The 21432-nt window shown below is 70.4% G+C and carries 21 protein-coding genes; 7 read left to right on the forward strand and 14 right to left on the reverse strand.

Annotated features, from left to right (window positions below):
- Positions 1 to 21 precede the first annotated feature (21 nt).
- The 3 genes from AB0B57_RS05070 to AB0B57_RS05080 all read left to right on the forward strand — a co-directional run bounded on the left by AB0B57_RS05070 (position 22) and on the right by AB0B57_RS05080 (position 3691).
- A complete protein-coding gene (locus AB0B57_RS05070; RefSeq protein ID WP_357065229.1) occupies positions 22 to 654 on the forward strand; it encodes a hypothetical protein in 633 nt (210 codons plus the stop codon).
- A 59-nt stretch (positions 655 to 713) separates the two neighbouring features.
- Positions 714 to 1793 (forward strand): hypothetical protein, encoded by a 1080-nt coding sequence (locus tag AB0B57_RS05075; RefSeq protein WP_357065230.1) that lies wholly within the window; start codon positions 714 to 716, stop codon positions 1791 to 1793.
- Between the two features lie 341 nt (positions 1794 to 2134).
- Positions 2135 to 3691: a polysaccharide lyase family 1 protein gene (locus AB0B57_RS05080; RefSeq protein WP_357065232.1), complete on the forward strand. Its 1557-nt coding sequence runs from the start codon at positions 2135 to 2137 to the stop codon at positions 3689 to 3691.
- 305 nt (positions 3692 to 3996) lie between these two features.
- Here AB0B57_RS05080 and AB0B57_RS05085 read toward each other — a convergent pair whose 3' ends face one another.
- From AB0B57_RS05085 to AB0B57_RS05115, 7 genes are all read right to left on the reverse strand, one after another.
- The gene (locus tag AB0B57_RS05085; RefSeq protein ID WP_357065233.1) at positions 3997 to 4674 is read right to left on the reverse strand and encodes an HAD-IA family hydrolase; all 678 of its coding nucleotides are present in this window, start codon (positions 4672 to 4674) and stop codon (positions 3997 to 3999) included.
- 109 nt (positions 4675 to 4783) lie between these two features.
- Positions 4784 to 5578 (reverse strand): inositol monophosphatase family protein, encoded by a 795-nt coding sequence (locus tag AB0B57_RS05090; RefSeq protein WP_357065235.1) that lies wholly within the window; start codon positions 5576 to 5578, stop codon positions 4784 to 4786.
- Between the two features lie 53 nt (positions 5579 to 5631).
- On the reverse strand, positions 5632 to 7938 hold the full coding sequence (locus AB0B57_RS05095) for a hypothetical protein (RefSeq protein WP_357065237.1): 2307 nt from the start codon (positions 7936 to 7938) through the stop codon (positions 5632 to 5634).
- 166 nt (positions 7939 to 8104) lie between these two features.
- Complete coding sequence (locus AB0B57_RS05100; protein WP_357065239.1) at positions 8105 to 8554, reverse strand: hypothetical protein; 450 nt, start codon at positions 8552 to 8554, stop codon at positions 8105 to 8107.
- Positions 8555 to 8742: 188 nt separating this feature from the next.
- Positions 8743 to 9438, reverse strand: a complete 696-nt coding sequence (locus AB0B57_RS05105; protein ID WP_357065241.1) for an NAD(P)-binding domain-containing protein — start codon at positions 9436 to 9438, stop codon at positions 8743 to 8745.
- 27 nt (positions 9439 to 9465) lie between these two features.
- Complete coding sequence (locus tag AB0B57_RS05110) at positions 9466 to 10494, reverse strand: LLM class flavin-dependent oxidoreductase (protein WP_357065242.1); 1029 nt, start codon at positions 10492 to 10494, stop codon at positions 9466 to 9468.
- Positions 10487 to 11536, reverse strand: a complete 1050-nt coding sequence (locus tag AB0B57_RS05115; protein WP_357065244.1) for an LLM class flavin-dependent oxidoreductase — start codon at positions 11534 to 11536, stop codon at positions 10487 to 10489. The genes AB0B57_RS05110 and AB0B57_RS05115 overlap by 8 nt, the downstream gene beginning before the upstream one ends.
- Positions 11537 to 11645: 109 nt before the next feature.
- Between AB0B57_RS05115 and AB0B57_RS05120 the strand changes: the two genes are divergently transcribed.
- A complete protein-coding gene (locus AB0B57_RS05120) occupies positions 11646 to 12137 on the forward strand; it encodes a MarR family transcriptional regulator (protein ID WP_357065246.1) in 492 nt (163 codons plus the stop codon).
- Between the two features lie 45 nt (positions 12138 to 12182).
- On the opposite strand, the gene AB0B57_RS05125 is transcribed toward AB0B57_RS05120, so the two are convergent.
- On the reverse strand, positions 12183 to 12863 hold the full coding sequence (locus tag AB0B57_RS05125; protein ID WP_357065248.1) for a class I SAM-dependent methyltransferase: 681 nt from the start codon (positions 12861 to 12863) through the stop codon (positions 12183 to 12185).
- Positions 12864 to 12904: 41 nt separating this feature from the next.
- Positions 12905 to 13627 (reverse strand): hypothetical protein, encoded by a 723-nt coding sequence (locus tag AB0B57_RS05130; protein ID WP_357065250.1) that lies wholly within the window; start codon positions 13625 to 13627, stop codon positions 12905 to 12907.
- Positions 13628 to 14017: 390 nt separating this feature from the next.
- Between AB0B57_RS05130 and argS the strand changes: the two genes are divergently transcribed.
- Complete coding sequence (gene argS, locus AB0B57_RS05135) at positions 14018 to 15736, forward strand: arginine--tRNA ligase (protein WP_357065587.1); 1719 nt, start codon at positions 14018 to 14020, stop codon at positions 15734 to 15736.
- A 4-nt stretch (positions 15737 to 15740) separates the two neighbouring features.
- On the opposite strand, the gene AB0B57_RS05140 is transcribed toward argS, so the two are convergent.
- The 4 genes from AB0B57_RS05140 to AB0B57_RS05155 all read right to left on the reverse strand — a co-directional run bounded on the left by AB0B57_RS05140 (position 15741) and on the right by AB0B57_RS05155 (position 18780).
- Positions 15741 to 16082, reverse strand: coding sequence for a metalloregulator ArsR/SmtB family transcription factor (locus tag AB0B57_RS05140; RefSeq protein WP_208641223.1), 342 nt, complete (start codon positions 16080 to 16082; stop codon positions 15741 to 15743).
- 204 nt (positions 16083 to 16286) lie between these two features.
- On the reverse strand, positions 16287 to 17480 hold the full coding sequence (locus AB0B57_RS05145; RefSeq protein WP_357065252.1) for an endo-1,4-beta-xylanase: 1194 nt from the start codon (positions 17478 to 17480) through the stop codon (positions 16287 to 16289).
- Positions 17481 to 17794: 314 nt separating this feature from the next.
- Entirely contained in the window at positions 17795 to 17986 is a 192-nt protein-coding gene (locus AB0B57_RS05150) for a DUF397 domain-containing protein (protein ID WP_357065254.1), read from the reverse strand.
- Positions 17977 to 18780 (reverse strand): helix-turn-helix transcriptional regulator, encoded by an 804-nt coding sequence (locus AB0B57_RS05155; RefSeq protein WP_357065256.1) that lies wholly within the window; start codon positions 18778 to 18780, stop codon positions 17977 to 17979. The genes AB0B57_RS05150 and AB0B57_RS05155 overlap by 10 nt, the downstream gene beginning before the upstream one ends.
- 438 nt (positions 18781 to 19218) lie before the next feature.
- Here AB0B57_RS05155 and AB0B57_RS05160 point away from each other — a divergent pair, with 438 nt between their 5' ends.
- Entirely contained in the window at positions 19219 to 19464 is a 246-nt protein-coding gene (locus AB0B57_RS05160; protein WP_357065258.1) for a hypothetical protein, read from the forward strand.
- A gap of 26 nt (positions 19465 to 19490) precedes the next feature.
- On the opposite strand, the gene AB0B57_RS05165 is transcribed toward AB0B57_RS05160, so the two are convergent.
- Positions 19491 to 20321 carry a PIG-L family deacetylase gene (locus AB0B57_RS05165; RefSeq protein ID WP_357065259.1) on the reverse strand — a complete coding sequence of 277 codons (831 nt, stop codon included), beginning with the start codon at positions 20319 to 20321 and terminating at the stop codon, positions 19491 to 19493.
- Positions 20322 to 20548: 227 nt separating this feature from the next.
- Here AB0B57_RS05165 and AB0B57_RS05170 point away from each other — a divergent pair, with 227 nt between their 5' ends.
- A complete protein-coding gene (locus AB0B57_RS05170) occupies positions 20549 to 21424 on the forward strand; it encodes an alpha/beta hydrolase (RefSeq protein WP_357065261.1) in 876 nt (291 codons plus the stop codon).
- The last annotated feature ends 8 nt before the right edge of the window (positions 21425 to 21432 follow it).

Consider the following 21432-nt stretch of genomic DNA (forward strand, 5'->3'; position numbering starts at 1 on the left):
TTCGACGCGAACGGAGATCACATGAACACAGACAAACGGCGGCGGATGCTCGCGGCCGGTGCCGTCGGCGCGGTTCTGGTCGGGGCCGCGGTGCTGCCGTCGCCCGCCCTGGCCGAGCCCGACGACGACGCCAGCGTGCGGGTGACCGTCGACATCGACGAGGTCAGGGAACCGGGCGTCCTGGCCCTGTCCATCGCCGGCGACGCCGTCGCGCTGTCCGAGGACGGCTCGACCCTGCTGGTCCGCCAGTTCGTCGGTACGCTGCCGACGGTGACGGTCACCGACACGCGCGTCGCCGACGAGGTTCCCGACGGTGCCGGCTGGGCGGTGCTCGGCAGCGCTACCGACTTCGCGGGCACCTCCGGCCAGACGCCGATCACCGCCGACCACCTCGGGTGGAAGCCCCGCCTGCTCGACGGCGGGGACAGCGGCCTGGTCACCGAGGGCGAGGAGGTCGTGACCGCGCTGGACGAGGCGACCCTGCCGGGTAACAACGTCGGCCTCGTCGACCAGGAGCTGTTGGTCTCGGCCTTCGACTCCGAGGCGGTCGCCAGCGACTCGTACTCCGTCAACGCCGATCTGTACCTGCGTACCCCGGCGGAGGTCGCCGCCGGTGCGTACAGCTCGACGCTCACGCTCTCACTGTTCGAGTAGTGGTGTGGCGGGGGCCCGGACCGGGCCCTCGCCACACCCCCCGCCGAAGGGCCATCCGCATGACCGTCTCCCCGCTGCGCCGGGTGCTCACCGTCCTCGCCGTCGTGGCCCTCACGGTTGGGGCCGCGCCGGCCGTGGCGGCGGCGGAGCCGGACCCGAAGGCCCTGACCTGGACGGTCCAGCCGGCCACCCCGAGCGGGCCCGACCAGCGCCGGTGGATCAACGCCAGCCTCGACCCGGGGGCGGTCGTGACCGAGCACCTGGCGGTCCGGAACTTCAGCCGTACCGCTGTCGCCTTCTCCCTGAAGGCCGCCGACGGCTATCTCACCGACAGGGGTCGGTTCAACATGCTCTCGTCCGACCGCCCCTCGGTCGACGGCGGCACCTGGATCGACGTGCAGGAGAAGGTCACCGTCGGCCCGAACGAGACGAGGGTGGTGCCGTTCACGATCACGGTGCCCAGGAACGCCACACCGGGGGACCACCCGGCCGGCATCGCCGCGACCGTCACCAGCACCGGTGGCACGGTCAACGTCGAGAGCCGGGTGGGTTTCCGGGTCATGGTCCGGGTCAACGGGTCCGCCCAGGCGACCCTGCCCGTTCAGGGCCTCACCGCGAGATACACGCCGTCGTGGAATCCCTTCGCCGGTGGCAGGCTGCGGGTCCGCTACACGGTCGAGAACGCCGGCAACGTCTGGGTCGGCGGAACGAGCCGGGTGGTGGTGTCCGACCTCTTCGGACGGACCAACCACGACGCCACAGGTGCGATCGAGGAGTTGCTCCCGGCCGGCAGCCGGCAGGTGCAGACCCGCGCCGACGGCGTCTGGGCGCTGGTGCGCCTCCGGACGACCGTCACCACGTCACCGGCCCTGCTCGGCGACGCAAAGGTCGGTGCCGATCTTCGGCCGGTCTCCGCCACCGTCACCACCTGGGTCGTGCCGTGGGCACAGCTCGCGCTGCTGGTTCTGCTCGGCGTACTCCTCGTCGGTCTGCGGGCCGTGGTCCGGCGCCGCCGTCGTCGGCTGGCCGGGCTGCTCGCCCGTGCCCGCCAGGAGGGTCGGCAGGAGGGGCAGGAGTCGGTGCTGGTCGGAGGCGGGCCTTCCAGCGCTGAGCCCGACCCGGGCGACGCCCGCCGGTAGTCCGCCGCGCGCCGCACTCGCGTCGTCGGATCGTGGGCGGCGCGCGCAGGCCGGTGGGGCTGCAACAAACCTGCAAACGCTAACCCTTGCCTTCGGGGAAAACGCTTTCCTACCATTGCTGTACATCGATGTTCTATCTGTGAGCCGGGCGATCACACATCGATCAACGCCACCTCGGGTGCACCGCTTGCGCGGCCGGTTCCCTGCGCCTACCAGGGCGAGGCGGATGTCGACAGACCTTGGGTGCTGTCGAGCGGTCGGCAGGGTCTCCACCGAGCAAGCGTGCGGTCTGACGGGCCGCCACCCGGCGATGGACCTCTCGAATGTGAAGGTGAGACGAGATGAAAAGACATGTCGCTCTGCGACTTCAGGCAGCGCTGGCCACGGCGGCCGTCGGGATCGCGGTCGCGGTGGCCCTGCCGACCCCGCAGGCGTCGGCGGCGGCCGGCAACGCCACCGGCTACGCCACCCAGAACGGCGGGACCACCGGCGGTGCGGGTGGGCAGACCGTACGCGCCACCACGGGCACCGCGATCCACGCGGCGCTCTGCGGCCGCCCCAGCAGCAGCACCCCGATCACCATCGAGGTCACCGGGACCATCAACCACGGCAACACCGCCAAGGTGTCGGGATCGAGCTGCAACACCACCGCCGGCGTGATCGAGCTCAAGCAGATCAGCAACGTCACCATCATCGGCGTCGGCAGTGGAGCGGTCTTCGACCAGCTCGGCATCCACATCCGCGACTCCAGCAACATCATCATCCAGAACGTGACGGTCCGGAACGTCAAGAAGTCCGGCTCGCCCATCTCCAACGGCGGGGACGCCATCGGCATGGAGAGCACGGTCCGCAACGTCTGGGTCGACCACGTCACGCTGGAGGCGTCGGGCGGGGAGTCGCAGGGGTACGACGGCCTCTTCGACATGAAGGACAACACCCAGTACGTCACCCTGTCCTACAGCATCCTGCGCAACTCCGGGCGCGGCGGCCTCGTCGGGTCCAGCGAGACTGACCTCTCGAACAGCTTCATCACCTACCACCACAACCTGTACGAGAACATCGACTCCCGGACACCGCTGCTGCGCGGCGGCACGGCCCACATCTACAACAACCACTACGTGGGCCTGCACGAGTCGGGCATCAACTCCCGGGCCGGTGCGAAGGCGAAGGTGGAGAACAACTACTTCCGAAACTCCAAGGACGTGCTGGGCACCTTCTACACCGACCAGCGCGGCTACTGGCAGGTGAGCGGCAACATCTTCGACAACGTCACCTGGTCCGGCCCCGGCAGCGACAACTACCCCGCCGGTCCCAACCCGACGTCCAACACCACCGTCACCATCCCGTACGCGTACAGCCTCGACGGGGCGAGCTGCGTGCCGGACGTCGTCCGGCAGACGGCGGGCCCCAACACGGGTCTGCGGGTGTCGAACGGCAGTTGCTCACCGCAGAGCCCGTCGCCGACCACGCCGCCGCCGACGAGCGCCCCGCCGACCACGACTCCGCCGCCGACCACCCCGCCTCCGGGCGGCGGGACCAACCTCAGCCTCGGTGCCGGTGCCGACGGGTCCAGCAAGGCCAGCGGGACCAGCTACGGCAACGTGCGGGACGGCGACCTCGGCACCTACTGGTCGCCGGCCGGAGCGACCGGCACCATCTCGATCAAGTGGGGCTCCCCGACCCGGGTGTCCCGAGTGGTCATCCGAGAGCCGTCCGGGACCCAGGGCTCCATCGGGGCCTGGCAGCTCGTCAACAACGACAACGGGGCCGTCCTGGCCTCCGGCAGCGGGGCGGGCTCCATCACCTTCTCCTCGACCTCGCTAAGCAAGATCAACTTCAAGATCAACAGCTCCGGCGGTACGCCGCGGGTCGGCGAGTTCGAGACGTACGCCAGCTAGCTTGCGCGGGCGGGAGCGGCGGAACCCGTCGCTCCCGCCCTCGCGCGAGCACCCGTCACTCGAACACCTCGGCGGTTGCTCCGAGCTGAACGGTCTGCGCTGAGCACCGAGCCTGACCTCGACGCGGCCGGGGCATGTCGTTCTGCTGAGCGTGATGCCGGTGAGTCATCTTGATGACTCAGCGACATCAAGGTCTCCGCGGCATCGCCCGACAAGCATTGGCTGGCTGGCTGGCTGGCCGGCCGGGCCGGGTGCGGCGGGCGGGCGTGGCCGGGCGAGAGCTCTGCTCGGTCTCCGGCGCGCACTCACCGGAGACTGCCCGCCCCCAGTGCCAGCCGGGCCAGGAGCGCGTCCAGGGGCAGGTCCGCCGCGCTGGGCAACACCAGGTCCGCGGCCGTGAAGCGGGCGTGGTCCGCGTGGCGGTTCGGCACGGCAACGCACCGGAGCCCAGCGGCCCGTGCCGCCGCCACGCCGTGCGCGGTGTCCTCGAACGCGACAGCCTGATCCGCGGGCAGCCCGAGCCGATCCAGCGCCAGCAGATAGACCGCCGGATCCGGTTTGTGGGCCGGCACCTCCTCGCCGGTCGCCAGCACCTCGAACCGCGCCCGCAGCCCCGCCTGGTCCAGCAGCGCGCCCACATGCGTGATCGGGGAACTGCTCGCCACGGCGAGCCGCAGCCCCAACTCCGCGGCCCGGTCCAACCACCCCAGGATGCCGGGCGCGGGCGTCAGCGCCGCATTCAGCTCTGCCCGGTACGCCATCCGCAACGTGTGGCTGGACGTGCGGTCGTACGCCGGCCCGACCGCCGCTGCGAGCGCCACATACCGGGCGTCGTTCGCGTCGCCACCGTGGTCGGCGAAGAAGCCCGTCGGGTCGAGCCGCAGGCCGTGCCGTCGCCACTCCCACCGCCAGCTCTCCAGCAGCGTGGTCTCCGTGTCCATCAGCAGACCGTCGAAGTCGAGGATCAGCGCTTTGATCGTCACGGTGGCCAAGTATTCCGGTGCTGGTCGCCGCGCACGTCCCCAGCCCCGGATGGTCGCGGTCGAGCCCGGGCCCTCGTGCCGTGCGTCGGGCCGTGCGTCGGGCCGACGGTCACCGCTGGTTGCGAACGAGAGCCAGGAGGGCGGCGTGCGTCCGCTCGTCGGCGGCGACGACGAGACCTTTCCCGTCGGGGTGAACCGGCCCACCGTCGATCCCGGTGACCACACAACCGGCCGCCTGACCGAGGGCGATTCCGGCCGCGAAGTGGACGCTGTCGCACAGGTGCTCGCCATCGGTGACGTAGCCGGCGCGGCGACCGGCGGCCACCCAGGCCACGGCCAGCGTGGTGGAGACGACGCGCGGGCGGAACTGTTCGATGAACCCGTCGTCCGCGAGCATCCGGGCGGCCAGGAAGACGTGTCGGTGGGGAAACGGCGGGTCGAGATTGACGTCGACGAGACGTGACTCGGCCGACGGGGTGAGCCGCTCGTCGATGCCGCCACGCCGGGCGTACGCGGTGCTGCCGTCGGTCCAGAACACCTCGTCGGTGAACGGGTCCGCCGAGGCGGCCACGGAGACGCGGGCCCCTGCACGCAGGGCGACGTTCACCGAGGTCAGCATGGTCCGCACGGCGTAGTTCAGCGTTCCGCACAGCGGGTCGACAAGCCACGTACGTCCGTTCGCGCCGGTGCCGGTGCGCCCGCTCTCCTCCGCCAGCACGGTGTCGTCCGGCCTGCCGGCGCGCAGGACGTCGAGGATGGCCCTCTCGGCCTCGACGTCGGCGGTGGTGGCGAAGTCGTCAGCGGTCTTCATGAAACGGGCCAGCGACGATCCGTACTGCGAGCGGACGACCGCGGCTCCGGCTTCCGCCGCCTCGACGGCCAGCGCGTGATCGGTGATTGACATGTCCGACATGATGCCGCCCGCCCGGACGACGGGCGGGCGGCATCACCACCGCATCAGCAGTCGCAGTCCGGTGGCACGACGTAGAAGAAGACACTGCCGGTGGTTGCCCGGTACGTGGCGGTGCCGGACCAGGAGAACTCGTACTGGAACTGCGGGTAGGTGCTGGCGTCCATGGTCGGCAGCGAGTCGCGGTAGGAGAAGGTGCCGTCGGCGGCGGTGGTCACGCCCGGGAGGGTGACCTCGGAGCCGTCCGGGCCGATCCGCCGCACGGTCAACTTCCACCGCCCGCTGATCGACTCGCCGTTGAGATCGGTGACCCTGCCCTCGATGACCGCCTGCTGCCCGTTGAGGAGGGTGCGGTCGGGAGACGTGGCCTCGATGTAGGTCGGCTGCTTCTGCACGGTGCCGGAGATGGTGCCGGTGGTCCTGCGGTGGGTGGCGTCGCCGTCCCAGGTCACGGTGTAGGCCACCGGCCCGGTCCTGCTCACGGTGTCGTCGAAACCGAAACCGCAGGAGGCGTCGGTGGTGACGTCCGGCAGCCGGCTCGCCGCGCCGCCGTTGACCCGCCGGCTCACGTGCACCACGGTCGGGCCCTGGCACGCGCCGACGTCGTAGGTCACGGCGCCGGAGACCCGGAACGGCACCCCGATGTACGCGGGCTCCGCCACCTGACCGGCGACGTGCGAGTCCGTGGACGACACCGTCACCTCGTGGCTGGCGGACGGCGACGCGTACACCGAGTCGCCGTGCCAGGTGACGGTGTAGACGTACCGGCCGCCCTGGCTGGGCGTGTCGAGGACGGTGAAGGCGCCGAGGCTGTCGGTGGTGACGTTCGGCAGTTGCTCGATGGCACCGTCGAGGCGGTTGTTCCAGATCGTCCGGGTCACCGCCAGGGTCTGCGGTTGCGTGGGAGCCCTGCCGTCGAGGCCCAGGACGCCGGAGAGCGACAGTTGCCTGCCGTCCCTGCCGTTGCCCGGCCCGCCGAGGGTGAGCGTCGCGGCGCGCCCGGCCACCGGAACCGTCGCCGAGGCCGTGCTGCCGTGGTAGTCACCTGTCGGATTCCAGTAGACGTCGTAGCGGATCTGCCCGCTCAGCGGGGGGACGTCGGTGAGGGTGAAGGTGCCGTCGGCCGACGTGGTGGCCGAGAGGGTGACCCAGGTGCCGTCCGGAATGGTGCGGCTGACCTGAAGCTCCTGCACCCCCGGGTCGGTGCCGTCGGCAAGGGTGAGCCGGCCGGTGACGCGCAGTGGGTCGAGCGCGATGCCGGAGTCGGGCGCGGTCAGGGTGATGGCCGACGTCGGAAGCGTCGCGTCGACCACGTGCCAGAGCCGGAACGCGCCTTCGCGCTCGATGACCGTGAAGACGTCCCTGCCGAGGAGGGTCGCGGTGCCGAGCACCATCTGACCGAACTCGGTGCTGGCCGTGTTGATCACCCTGCCGCTGGCGGTGTCGTAGATCATCAGCGCCGGGCCTTCGCCGACGTAGTGGCCGGCCGCGAGGTGTCGACCGTCCGGGCTGAACGCCACAGCCGTCGGCGATCCTGAGGAGCCGCCGTAGCGGCGTACCTCGGCGAGGGTGGCGGTGTCGTACGCGAGAGCCTCGGACCTCCCACCCCAGGCGGCGACCAGCACCGAGCCGTCCGGGTTGAGCGTCAGGTCGCCGAGCACCGGCACCTCGATCGTGCCGCGCTCGGTGGCCTGCTGGCCGTCGACGGAGTAGACGTGGACCGTCGACGGATGCAGTTCGGTCTCGCCGAGGGCCAACACGCCGCCGGCCACGGCCAGGGCCGGGGCACCGAACTTGTTGTCGGTGATGCTGACGACGGTGGGGGAGGCCGCGGCGAGGTCCAGGGTCAGTGCTCCGCCCGCCCCGCTGCGCTCACAGCCGTAGCCGACCCAGACCCGGCTGCCGGAGAGCGCGAGGTGCTGGGGACAGCGCTGCCCGATGTCGATCCTGCGGACGACCTCCCTGGTGCTGGTGTCGATCTCTGCCACCGCACCGCCGTCGTACAGCGCCACGTAGAGGCGGTCGCCGCCGGGTGTGATCGCGAGGCCGCGCGGACCGGCGAGCCCTTTCACCGTGTCGGTGATGGTGCCTGTCGAGTCGGCGACGATCACCCGGTCCGTCGCGGAGACGAAGACCCGGCCTCCTGCGGCGGCGGTGTCGAAGACGGCGGTGACGTCCGGCAGTCGGGTCACGCTGTCCGCGGCGGCAGTCGGTGCGGCCGCCCCCGCCGTGGCGAGGGCTGGCCCGCCCACGCCGACCGCGGCGGCGGCGACCAGGGTCACCACGGCGGTCGCGCCGGCAACCCGGCGTGACAGTGCGGCGCGGGTGCCGACGAATGATGGTCTGTGAAGCATTGTTCTCCCCGTCTGGGGTGACGGGTCGTCACCCCGCACGGGATCATGGCTGGCCCTTCCGACGGGAATCCACCCGTCTCCGCCAGGCGGTGGGGCATTTTCACATGTCGATAACTGCGACATCGCTCCGCTGCCCCGCCGGACCTCGCGGCACGGGGGACGACGGTCAGGAGATCGCCGCCCGGACCAGCTCGACGACCTTCTTCTCCACCGCCGGGCTCCACTTCTGTAGGGCGTACGCCACCGGCCACAGGTCGCCGTCGTCGAGGTTGGCCGCGTCCTGGAAGCCCAGGGTCGAGTACCGGTAGTTGAACTTGCCGGAGTCCTGGAAGAAGACCACGATCTTGCCGTCGGCGTTCGCGTAGGCGGGCATTCCGTACCACGTCCTAGGCAACAGATCCGGGGCGGCGGCGGTGACCGTCACGTGCACGCGCTCGGCGAGCGCCCGGTCGTCCGGCTCCATCTGCGCGATCCGGTCCAGGATCGCCTGTAGCCCGTCGGCCTTCTTGGCGCCCTTCTTGCCCTCGGCGCGCAGCTCGGCGGCGCGCTCCTTCATCGCGGCCCGCTCCTCGGGGCTGAAACCGTCGGACTCGGTCGTGGCGGTCTTCGCGGACATTCGCGGGCTCCCTCTCGTCGTCAAGTCTCGGCGTGCTCCGTGACCTGGGAAAAGGCTAGACCGGGTGGCACCGGCCGGGCTTCTCGATTCCTGATCGACCAGCCGCGTCCGGACCACACCAGCGCTGACCGCGGTCAGGCGGCGGCCACCTTCCGGTACGCCCACGGCGTGCGGGGGGAGCCCGGCGACTACGACGCCGCTCGGGCGGCGGCAATGGTCCGCCCACGCTCGGACTCCGGGAAGCGGTCGAGCATGGCACGCACCTCGTCGGCGCTCACGTTGGCACCGAACAACTCGCTGCCGGGTTCGAGTCGTACGCCCTCGGCCAGGCGGCCGGCGACGACCGGATCGAAGCCCAGCGCGTCCACCAGCGCCGCGACCGTGGCGAGGTCGGTGGCGTCGTCGCCGGCGATCGCGATGGCCTTGCGGCCGGCCGATCCCGCCGGCCGCGCCTCGTCCTCAAGATCGTGGTAGCCCATGTGGTTGAACGCCTTGACTATCCGGGACCCGGACAGGAACGCCTGGACGATCTCGCTCGACGAGGTACGCGGGTCGGTGAGGTCGTCGCGGATGCCGTCGATCTCCCACCAGTAGTTCATCGCGTCGACGACGAGCTTGCCGCGCAGCGCCTCGGCGGGAACGCTGCGGTACTTTCCCAGCGGCAGGGCGAGGATCACGATGTCGGCGGCGGCCACCGCGTCGACCGCCGTGGTGGCCGCCGCCCCCGGGGCGAGCACCTCCACGGTGAGGGCGATCTTCGCCGGGGCGCCGGAACCGGCGACCAGCACCCGGTAGCCGGCGGCGACGGCGAGCCGGGCGAGCACCGTGCCCACCTTGCCGGCCCCGAGCACGCCAAGGGTCTGGGGCCGATCGTTGTCGAACATGTCGTCCTCTCGGTTCTGACGTGCTGATCAGGCCAGCAGTTCGCGGACCATGGGGATCACCCTGGAGCCGTACAGTTCCACGGCCCGCATCCGGGCACTCACCGGTTGCGCGCCGGCCGAGTAGATGAGGTCGAACCGGCCGACGCCGAGGCTGCGGATCGCGCGGGCCATCCGGCGGGCCACGGTCTCCGGCGAGCCGATGTAGAGCGAGCCGTTCTCCACCTCGGAGTCGAACTCCTGGCGGCGGATCGGTGGCCAGCCCCGCAGTTTGCCGATCCGGTCTCGCATGATCCGGTAGTGCGGCCAGTAGATCTCCTTGGCCTGCTCGTCGGTGTCGGCGATGAAGCCCGGCGAGTGCATGCCGACCGGGTGCGCGGTCGTCCCGAGTTGGTCGGCCGCCCGGCGGTACAGGTCGATGTAGGGCGCGAAGCGTTCGGGGGCGCCGCCGATGATGGCGAGCATGAGTGGCAGCCCGTACTGGGCGGTGCGGACGACCGACTGTGGTGAGCCACCGACGCCGACCCAGGTGTCCAGGTGACCCGACTCCGTCTTGGGGAAGACGTCGGCGTTCTCCAGCGGGGCACGCAGGGTGCCACTCCAGGTGACCGGCTTCTCGTCGAGCAACTTGACGAACAGTTCGATCTTCTCCTCGAACAGCGTGTCGTAGTCGCGCAGGTCGTAGCCGAAGAGGGGGAACGACTCGGTGAACGAGCCGCGACCGAGGATGACCTCGGCTCGGCCGTTCGACAGCGCGTCCACCGTGGCGAAACGCTGGAACACCCGGACCGGGTCGTCCGAACTCAGCACGGTCACGCCGGAGGCCAGTCGGATCCGCGAGGTACGGGTGGCGATGCCCGCCAGCACCGTCTCCGGTGTGGAGACCGAGTACTCCGGCCGGTGGTGCTCGCCCAGCGCGATGACGTCGACGCCGAGGTCGTCGGCGAGCACGGCCTCGTCGACGACCTGGCGGATCGCCGCCGCGTGGGAGACGAGCTTGCCGTTGTCGTCCTCCGGTACGTCGCCGAACGTGTCCAGGCCGAACAGCAGATCAGACATGGGTGGGCTCCTTCGCCAGCAGCTCCCGGACTCGCGGTGCGACCGCACTGCCGAGCAGTTGGATCGTGCGCGCGCGTGCCTCGCGGGGCAGGTGCATGATGTCGTACTTCAGATCGAAGCGGCTCAGCCGCAGGTCGCGGGCGACCGTGGCGATCTTCTGCGCCACCGTCTCGGGCGACCCGACGAAGAGCGCGCCGTGGTCGATTTCCGCCTCGTAGCGTGCGCGGTCCGGTTTGTAGAAGCCACGTTCCGCGGCGAGCGCCGCCGCGACCGGCTGCCAGTACCGCCACCACGTCTCCACCGCCTCCTCGTCGGTGTCTGCGACAAGGCCGAGGGAGTGCTGCCCGATTGGCTGCGGGGTATGCCCGAACTGTTCGAGCGCTTTGGTGTACAGGTCGACGTGGCCGGCGAACCGCTGTGGTCGCCCACCGATGATCGCCAGCAGGAGCGGGAGACCGTGCCGGGCGGCCCGGATCACCGAGTTCGGGCTGCCCCCGACGCCGATCCAGGTCGGGATGCCGCCGGGCCGCATCCGTGGATGCAGGCGCTGGCCGGTCAAGGGAGTTCGCACCGTTCCGGACCAGGTGACCGATTCGTCGCGTTGGAGCCGGAGGAAGAGGTCCAACTTCTCCTCGAACAACCGCTCGTAGTCGGCCAGGTCGTAGCCGAACAGCGGAAACGACTCGGTCGCCGACGCGCGTCCGAGGACCATCTGGGCGCGGCCGTTGGACACGGCGTCGAGGGTGGCGAACTCGTGGTAGAGGCGTACCGGGTCGTTCGTGCTGAGCACCGTGACCGAGGTGCCGAGGCGAATCCGCTCGGTCGCCGTCGCGGCTGCCGCGAGCAACACGGGCGTGGCCGAGTCGTTGTGGCCCTCCCGGTAGTGCTCACCGAGGCTGAACACGTCGAGTCCGAGCGACTCGGCGAGTTGTGCCTCCTCGACGAGCAGCCGTACGGTCTCGGCGTCGCTCAGGACCCGGTCGCCGTCGGTGGCCACCTCCCCGAACGAGTTGAGCCCCAGTTCGAAATCTGCGGCTGTCATCGTGCCCTCCTCGGTACTCCCCGTCGGCGATCCGCGGAAGCGGACCTACCGGTTGACGTGTCAATGATGCTAACTTGGCGATTGACACGTCAATTCCCGGGAGAGTGGCATGACGGAGACCACACCTGTCCGGCGGGGTGGGCGCCAGCTACCGACGGCGGAGGAGCTACGGATCTGGCGGGACTTCATCGAGACGACGGCGGCGCTGGGTTCCTGGCTGGAATCCCGTCTCCAGGGCGACTCTTCCCTGTCAACGGGGGACTACGCCGTCCTGCTCGCTCTCAGCGAGGCACCGGAGCAGGCAATGCGCTCGTCCGCACTCGCGTCGCACATCGGCTGGGAGCGCAGCCGCCTCTCCCACCATCTGGGGCGGATGGAGCGGCGCGGCCTCATCCGCCGCCAGGAGTGCGCGACAGTCCCCCGAGGGGCGGAGGTGCTGCTCACCACGGCCGGCGCCGAGGCGTTCGGCAAAGCCACATTTCCCCACCTGCGCGCCATTCGTGAACTCTTCGTCGACGCCCTCACGCCGGACCAGATCGTCGCGGCGGGCGAGATCGCGGCGGCGCTGCGAGCGCGCCTCGACGCCCTCCGCGAGGATTGACCACCCAACTGGTGGTCAACTTCGGCCTCGGGCTCTACCTCGCCTTCAACCGTTGACGCGACGAGCCGTGGCCAGCAGGAACGCCTGGTCGTCCCGCTCCGTGCCCCGAGCGCGTCGCACCAGGCGGCACTCCTCGCGCAGGCCGGCGGCCTCGATCTCGGCGGCGACCCGATCCGGCGGGTAGCGGTGTCGCGCCAACCGGATCTCGTGCCCGAACCGGCGACGGAAGGCCGCGGACAGGTCGCGTGTGCCGTCACCGGCCTGGAATCCGACGAGCAGGTGGCCACCCGGGCGCAGCACCCGGGCCGCCTCCGCGAAGACGCGCGCCTGCCCGGCGGGAGGTGTGTGGATGGTGGAGTACCACAGCAGCACGCCGGCGAACCGGGCGTCCGGGTAGGGCAGGGCGCTCAGTGAGCCCACGGTGAACATCAGGTCGCGGTGGTCACGCCGGGCGCGGGCGATCATGCCCGGCGACAGGTCGACGCCGTGCACCAGACACCCACGGTCGGTGAGGTACCTGCTCATCCGGCCCGGGCCGCACCCGGCGTCGAGGACCCGGGCGTCACCGCCGGACGTCACCGCCTCGGCGAACGCGTCGACCATGGCGAGGTCGACTGGTGCCTCGGCGCGGGTGTCCGGCAGGAGAGTGGCGTAGTCCTCGGCGACGGTGTCGTAGGCACGTCGTACGCCGCGCAGGTCGAGCGGATCGGAGGCCGGGGAAGTCACGGGCCGCATCATCGCACCGGGGAACCACCGCCGGTCGGGGACTACCCCTGCCAGGCGTCGATGGTCCGGACACCCTCACGCAGGGCCCGGTCCACGACGGCGGGGTTGCCGCTGGTGCCCTCCCAACCCTGGTCGTCGAACACGGTCACCACGGTGTCGACGCGTGCCACCGCGATCTGGCTGGTCGCCTCGCGGCCGGTGTGTTCGCCGTTCAGGCTCGTCTCGGGCCACGTGCGGGTCAGCAGCAGCGCCTCGTCGCCGACACCGGGCACGGCCTTGCTCTTGACGGTGGCCCGGTTTCCGAACTGCTGGTAGGTGGGGCATGCGTCCAGGGCGGTACGCAGACGTGTCATGTACGCCGTGGCGCCGTCACCCTCGAAGGTGAAGATGGTCTGGTGGATCGTCCCCTGCGCCACATCGGCGGCGGTGGCGCCCGCCGACTGGTACATGACGGTCATCGCGGCGCTCGCCGTCACCTGCCGGCCTCCGGTGCCGAACTCGTTGGCACACAACTTCGGCAGGGCGTCCTCGACGGACAGCGTCCGACGGGGAGACTTTCGCAGCTCGGCGGGCAGCTCGAAGAAGGCCGACGTCGGGATGGTCGTCGGGCCGCTCGCGCTCGGCGAGGGCTGGCCGGTCGGATCCACTGCGGCCGACGCGGACGTCGGCGCCGCGGTGGACGGGGTCGACCCGGGCTTGTCCTCGGTGCTGGTGCAGGCGGCGGCAACGGTGATGGTGCCCAGTAGCGGGATCAGCGCAAGCACGCGTCGCATACGGGCGGGCGATGGCGGTGTGTGTCGGCTCATGATCACCTTTCGTCGATGTGGGGGCAGTTCCCGATGGGGCACCGTCCCAAACGACGGTTCGCGGCCGTCGGACGCTCACCCGACCGGTGGTAATCGGGATGTCGACACATCCGTGGCCGGCTAGGCTGCCCACATGACCAGCGTGATCGCCAAGTGCACCGGAGCGTCTTCTGACGTCCAGGTCGGTGCGCGGCGACGCCGGCGATCCGTCGCCCGCCCGCGCTGACCTGTTCCCGCGACCGGCGGATCGAGCCGCCGGTCGTGCGCCTGTCGTCCTCGGTCCGCCCCGCATCTCCTGTCGTCAGAGGCTCGCGTGACAGCGTGGGTCCGAGTGAGATCGGCGTACTCATGGATCTTGAAAGATTGTTGTCCGACCGGCTGGCGCCGGCGTTCGCGGCGGTGGCCGGCGGCCCGGTCGACCCGCTCGTGCGGCGCTCGCCGCGGGCGGACTTCCAGTCCGACGCGGCGCTGGCGCTGGCCCGGCGGCTCGGCCGCCCGCCGCGCGACATCGCCGCCGCGGTGCTGGAGCACGCGGTGCTCGACGACGTCTGCGTGTCGGCGGAGGTCTCCGGGCCGGGCTTCATCAACCTCACCGTCGCCGACCCGGCACTTGCCGACCTGGTCGCCGGGTTGGCCGGCGACGCCCGGCTCGGCGTGCCGGCGACGGCGGCCCCGCAGACCGTGGTGGTCGACTACTCGGCGCCGAACGTGGCGAAGGAGATGCACGTCGGGCACCTGCGCTCCACGGTCATCGGGGACGCGGCGGTCCGACTGCTGGACTGGCTGGGGCACCGGATCGTGCGGGTCAACCACCTGGGCGACTGGGGGACACCGTTCGGCATGCTGATCGAGCACCTGGCCGACCTCGGCGAGGCCGGGGCGGCGGACGAGTTGTCGATGGGTGACCTGGACGACTTCTACCGGGCGGCGCGGGTGAAGTTCGACGCCGACGAGACGTTCCGGGAACGCTCGCGGCTGCGGGTGGTCGCGTTGCAGGGCGGCGACGAGCGGACGCTGCGGTGGTGGCGGCTGCTGGTGGCGCAGTCCGAGCGGTACTTCCTGACCGTCTACGACCTGCTCGACGTGACGTTGTCCGGGGATGACTTCCGGGGCGAGAGCGCCTACAACGATCTGCTCGCGGGGGTCGTCGATGACCTGGACCGGTTGGGCCTGCTGGTGCGAAGCGGTGGGGCCGACTGTGTCTTCCCGGCCGGGTTCAGCGGCCGCGACGGCGAGCCGGTGCCGCTCATCGTGCGCAAGAGCGACGGGGGATACGGCTATCCGGCCACCGACCTGGCCGCGTTGCGGCAGCGCGTCGGTGAGCTGGGCGCGACCCGGCTGCTGTACGTGGTCGGGCTGCCGCAGCGGCAGCACTTCGCGATGGTGTTCGCGGTCGCCCGGACGGCCGGTTGGCTGTGCCCGCCGGCCCGAGCCGAACATCTGGGCTTCGGGTCGATCCTCGGCGCCGACGGGCGGATGCTGCGCAGCCGGGCCGGCGAGTCGGTGAAGCTGGTCGGCCTGCTGGAGGAGGCGGTCGCCCGCGCCACCGACCTGGCCCGCAGCAGAAACCCGGAGCTGGACGCCGGAGCCGCCGCCGAGATCGGTCGCGCGGTCGGGATCGGCGCGATCAAGTACGCCGACCTGGCCACCGATCGGAGGAAGGACTATGTCCTGGACTGGGAGCGGATGCTCGCCCTGGACGGCAACACCGCGCCGTACCTCCAGTACGTGTACGCCCGGATCCGGTCGGTGTTCCGGCGCGCCGGAACACCCGCGCGGCCGGACACGCCGATCGTGCTCACCTCGCCGGCGGAGCGGGCGCTCGCGGTCGAGCTGCTCGGCTTCGCCGCGGTGGTCGGCGAGGTGGAGCGAAGCCTCGAGTTCCATCACCTCGCCGGGTACCTGCATGGGCTCGCCACCGCGTTCAACGCGTTCTACGAGCGCTGCCCGGTGCTGCGGGCCCCCGACGAGCTGCGGGAGAGCCGGCTGCTGCTGGCCGAGCTGACGGCCCGGACGCTGCGGCAGGGGCTGCACCTGCTCGGCATCCGGACCCCGGAGCGGATGTGAGGGGTCAGCGGGTCTTCTTCGTCGCCCGCTTTCGGGGCGGCGTCAGCAGGTCGGCGATCTGGGCGATCGCGGCGGGCACCAACCGGTAGTAGGCCCACACCCCGCGCTTGTCACGTTCGAGTAGCCCAGCCTCGGTGAGGATCCGCAGGTGATGACTCACCGTCGGCTGGGAGAGGTTGAGCGCCCCGGTGAGGTCACTGACGGACGCCTCACCTTCCGGCGCGGACTGGATCAGACTCAGCAGTCGCAGTCGGGCCGGATCGGCGAAGGCCTTCAGCACCCCCGCGAGCCGTTCGGCATCGGCCCGCTTGATTGGATCGCCGGTCAGCGGCGAGATCGCAGGCATGGCAGTTTTCGCAGTTCCCACGCCTGCCATAGTGACACCAACTCGATCGATAAGCCGGTAGAACCGGCATCAATACTCCGATGGCGTCCGTACGGCCGCACGGGGACGACCGAACGTGGACACGTAGCGGCCGTGTGGGGCTCCGCCAAGCCCCACACGGCCCTACGCCGACGGACAGGCCGTCGGGTCGGCCGCGACCGGAGGTCAGCGGCGGGGTTTGGGGGAGACGCGGGGCAGGACGTACGGCGGGCCAGCGAAGATCAGATCCGACTTCAACTCGTGGTACGCCCGCTTGGGCTGGTAGTTCTCGTCGTAGATCGTGGCCAGGCCCTCCGGCGGGTCGTCGAACCAGCCCGGCACCCAGGAGTGGTTGTCGCTGAAACCCCAGACCGTGTACGACAGGCAGCTACGCACGGCGAGGCACGCCTTCATCAGCACGCTGAAGTTGGCGGCCGACGCCTGCAACCGGGGGTTGATCTCCTCCGCGTTGCCGGCCCGGACGGCCTCGGTCAGCTGACTGCGGACGTCGACCTCGGTGAACGCGGTCGCGACGCCGAGCCCGCTGAACTTCTTCAGCGCGGCGGTCACCTGGAGGGTGTCGAAGTTGCCGTACTGGGTGCCCAGGTGACCCTGGGCGCCGACGCCGTCGATCGGCACACCCTGGGCGAGCAGGCCCTTCGTCATGTCGTAGACGAACTGGGTCTTGTCGTCCGCCGGGTTGCCGGAGCCGAACGCCTCGATGTTGTAGTCGTTGTAGAACAGCAGGGCCCTGGGGTCGGCGGCCCGCGCCCAGCGGAACGCGTCGGCGATGTAGCCGGGCCCGAGGTTGTCGGCCCAGAAGCCCTTGTAGTGCAGGGTCGACGGGGTGTCCCAGGGGTCGCTGACCGCCTCGTTGACCACGTCCCACTGCCAGATCTTGCCCCGGAAATGGTTGACGACAGTGGTGATGTGCTTGCGCAGCAGCTCGCGCAGCTCCTGCTTGCTGATGGAGCCGTCGGCGACACCACTGGTCAGCCAGCCGGGCAGTTGGTTGTGCCAGACCAGCACGTGCCCGCGCACGCTCTGCCGGTTGCGCTTGGCGAAATCGATGAGCTGGTCGGCTGCCGCCCAGTTGTAGGTGCCGCGGGTGGGCTCCAGGACCTCCCACTTCATCACGTTCTCGGCGGTGACCGAGGTGAACTCGGAGGAGGCCAGCGCGCGGTACTGCGGATCGCCGGCGTCGTTGAGGGCATCCGTGTTGACCGCGGTGCCGACCTGGAGGCCGTGGCGCAGGCCGAGGGCGCCGAGGCTCTGCGCGGTGGGGTCGTACGGCCGACTCGCGGTGGCGGGCACCGTGTTCAGCGCCGCGACGGTCGCGACGGCGACCACACCGACGGTCGTCCACTGTCTCAGCTTCATGTGCCTTCCCTTCCAGACCTTTGATCGACAAGAATCGATCAATAAGGGTGCGGGTCCGGTGTTGGCGGATGGGGGGCGGGGGCCGGTAGTTCCGGCCGGTGACCGGAAACCTGCTCGAAACGTTAAGGCCGTCGATGTCCGGGCGTCAACGCTGAAAACTTCCGGAAATTCGTCATATGACCTGCGCGGGCTCGCCGGAGATACCCGCGAAACTTCCGGAGGTTGTCGGCGGTACCTGCCTGCCGACCAGGCGCCGACGATAAAGCGCCCGCCTCCGAATATCGAGGGCGGGCGCTTCGTGCGTCTGGCGTTGCTTACGACCGCTCGGCGACCTGACCAACGAAGGCCCGCCAAGACTCGGGCGTGAAGACCAGCGCCGGCCCGGCCGGATCCTTCGAGTCCCGTACGCCGACGACGCCGGGAAGGTTGTCGGCGACCTCTACGCAGGCTCCTTGGTTGCTGCCGCTGCGGGTGCTCTTGTGCCAGCGTGCGCCGGTCAGGTCCATGACTTCGCCACTTCCGTTATCAGCTCGGTGGACTGTTGCAGGGTCAGCGCCTCGGCGAGGATGGCTTCCCACTGCTCACGCAGGGCCGCTACCTCGGCAGCCCGCTCGACCACCTGACCCCGCAGCCGATTGTCGAGGTAGCCCACATCAACCAAACCCGGCAGGGTCGCGAGGACGAACGGCCCGTCGAGGCCAGCGTACGCGCCGACCCCGCGTGGAACGACATGGATTCTCACGCGCCGCCGGTCCTGGTTGAGCTGCGCCAGGTGGAACAGTTGCTCACGCATCACCGCCGCGCCGCCGACGGGACGCCGAAGGACGGCATCGTCCAGGACGGCGACGAGGTGCGGTGGGTCGTCACTGGTGAGGATCTGTTGCCGGGCAAGCCTTCCAGCTACCCGCGTCTCGACCTCCTCGGCGCTGATCCGGCCGTCGCTGGCGAACACGGCACGGGCGTACGCCTCGGTCTGCAAGAGACCCGGCACCCACGCGACCTCACACCATCGCAACGTGCGGGCCTGCTGCTCGAAAGTGATCCACTCACGCAGCCAGAGCGGCGCGGCGTCAAGGTCGGAGAGTCGATCGAGCAGCCGAGCGAACAATCCTCCGGTCTTCAGCGCACGATCGATGGCCGTGGCGTAGTCGCCCGTCGGCGGACGCGAACCAGTCTCAACGGCGCTGACGTGCGTACCTGAATAGCTGATGAGCTTGCCAAAGTCGTCCTGACTGAGCCCGTGTGAGGCACGAGCGTGCCGTAACTCATCGAGCAGGATTTCGGCAGCCGTCATGCTCATGTCCCCAGCCCTTCCCCACCTCTAGCGCGCGTACCCCCATGTGTCTCCACCAGGGCAAACGTTGGCCTTCGCGGTCTCTCCAACGTGGTCGAACACCTTCCGACACTAGGCGGTCACGCACAAGAGTGGAACCAGGTGGCGCGGCCGGTCGGGACCCGAATCCGGCGGACGCGTTCGCACCGGGGCTGCCCCTGCGGGCGAGCGCTCAGGCGGCGGCCCTTTCCCAATGGCAGCAGGGAGAGAACTGTGCCCGACGAGAAGCCGACGCCAAAGCCAAAGCCGAAACGTGAGCCGACGCCGCCCGCCAACCCTGACGCACCGATAGCGCCGTTTGACCCCTGGCCGCCCGGACCGATGATCCCGCCCGCTGGCCTGCCGTCACCGGCCGATCGCCGCGCCCGCCGTTGGACTTCTCGCGTCGCCCGCGCCCATATCCCGATGCGCCCCGTGTGGCTGTGCCGCAACTGCGCCGCGCCCTGGCCGTGCAACCCGGCGCAGCTACACCTCGCGACCGAGTTCTACGGCCACTCGATCGCCCTCTCGTTCTACCTGGCGGCGAACCTGCAAGACGCGATCGACGACCTGTACGCCCTCGGCGCACGTCCCGACGTACGAGCGCTGCACCGCCGCTTCCTCGGATGGCTGTCGATCTCCCGCCGACCCCGCCGCGCCGAGATGCCCTGACCCCCTGGGCGAGTAGGTCGCAAGATTCAGCGCAGGCCGGCGAAGAGGTCGTCCTCGGGGGTCGGCGCGTCGGTGCGGTCCCGGACCCGGACGAAGGTCTCCACACCCATCAGCTCGGTGAACCGCTCCCGGCCCAGTTGCAGGAAGAAGATGTTCTCGGTCTGGCTGGCATGGGTGGCCAGGGCGTCGAACTTCTGCGCCCCGAAGGCGCTGGTGTCCACCCAGGTGCTGATCTCGTCGTCGGGCAGGCCGAGCTCCGGCATCGGCTCCGCCTCCGGGTCCGGTGCGTCCCACTCGACGCCGAGCTCCCGCATGATCTGGCCGAACTGCTCGAACGCGGTACGCGGCACCGTGGTCCAGTACACCTTCGCCGGGGTGTCGGTCTGCTCGACGGCGGCCATGGTGATCCGGTGCGCCTGGATGTGGTCCGGGTGGCCGTAGAAGCCGTTCTCGTCGTACGTGACGATCACGTCCGGTTGGTATTGCCTGATCAGCTCCGCGAGGCGGCCGGCCGCCTCCGCCACCGGCGTCGTCCAGAACGCGCCGGGCTGGTCGTTTGTCGCCCAGCCCATCATGCCGGAGTCGGCGTACCCCAGGGTCTCCAGGTGGCTGACCTTCAGCACGGCGCAGCTGGCCTCCAGCTCGGCCTGGCGCATGGCCACGACGGCGGCCGGGTCGTGCCCCGGGTCGCCCGGCTTGACCCCACCGGGGCCGTCACCGCACCGCCCGTCGGTGCAGGTCACCAGCACCGTCGTGATCCCCTCCGCGGCGTAGCGGGCAAGGACGCCACCGGTGCTCGTCGCCTCGTCGTCGGGGTGGGCGTGCACCGCCATCAGGGTCAGAGGTCGCTCAGCCATGCCATCACCCTACGGTCGGTGCCCCGCCCGCAGGCGCGGAGGGCGGCGAAGTCGCTGGCGACGGGCGCATCATAGCCAGCCCGGAACGGGTGCCGCCGATCATGTGTGAACCCTGCTCACCGGCCTGGCCCCGGCTCTAGGTTGAGACGTGGCCAGCACATCCGAGAGGTCGGGACGCGGGGAGAGGTGCGATGGCGGGGGCCGGCATGGGGACGTCGTTCGATGACGTGAGACAGGTCGACGCGGGGGTCCTGAGCGTCGGGTACGTCGACGCGGGGCCGCCCGACGGGCCCGCGGTGATCCTCCTGCACGGCTGGCCGTACGACATCCACAGCTTCGTCGACGTCGTGCCGCTGCTCACCGACGCCGGTCACCGGGTCGTCGTGCCACACCTGCGGGGCTACGGCACGACCCGGTTCCTCTCCGACGACACCATGCGCAACGGCGAACCGGCAGCCCTGGGGCTCGACCTCATCGCCCTCATGGACGCCCTGAAGATCGACACCGCGAAGCTGGCCGGGTTCGACTGGGGCGCGCGTACGGCCGACGTCGTGGCCGCGCTGTGGCCCGAGCGCTGCCGAGGGCTGGTGTCGGTGAGCGGCTACCTGATCGACGGCCAGGCATCGGGCAAGGTGCCGCTGCCCCCGAAGGCGGAACTGGCCTGGTGGTACCAGTACTACTTCGCCACCGAGCGCGGCCGGGACGGATACGACAGAAACCGACGCGACTTCGCCCGGCTGATCTGGCAGACCGCGTCCCCGAAGTGGTCCTTCGACGATGCCACCTTCGACCGCAGCGCGACCGCGTTCGACAACCCCGACCACGTGGACGTCGTGATCCACAACTACCGGTGGCGGCTGGCCCTCGCCCCCGGCGAGTCGCAGTACGACGAGGTGGAGAAGCGGCTGGCCGCCAAACCGAAGATCACGGTGCCCAGCATCTCGATGGAGGGCGACGCCAACGGCGCGCCGCACCTGGAGCCCAGCGTCTACGGCAAGCAGTTCGCCGGGCAGTACGAACACCGGACCGTCGGCGGCGGAGTCGGGCACAACCTGCCCCAGGAAGCGCCCCGGGCCTTCGCGGACGCGGTGCTGGACGTCTGACCGGGCCG

It is taken from the genome of Micromonospora sp. NPDC049101 (assembly GCF_040648675.1).
Taxonomy (GTDB): Bacteria; Actinomycetota; Actinomycetes; order Mycobacteriales; family Micromonosporaceae; genus Micromonospora.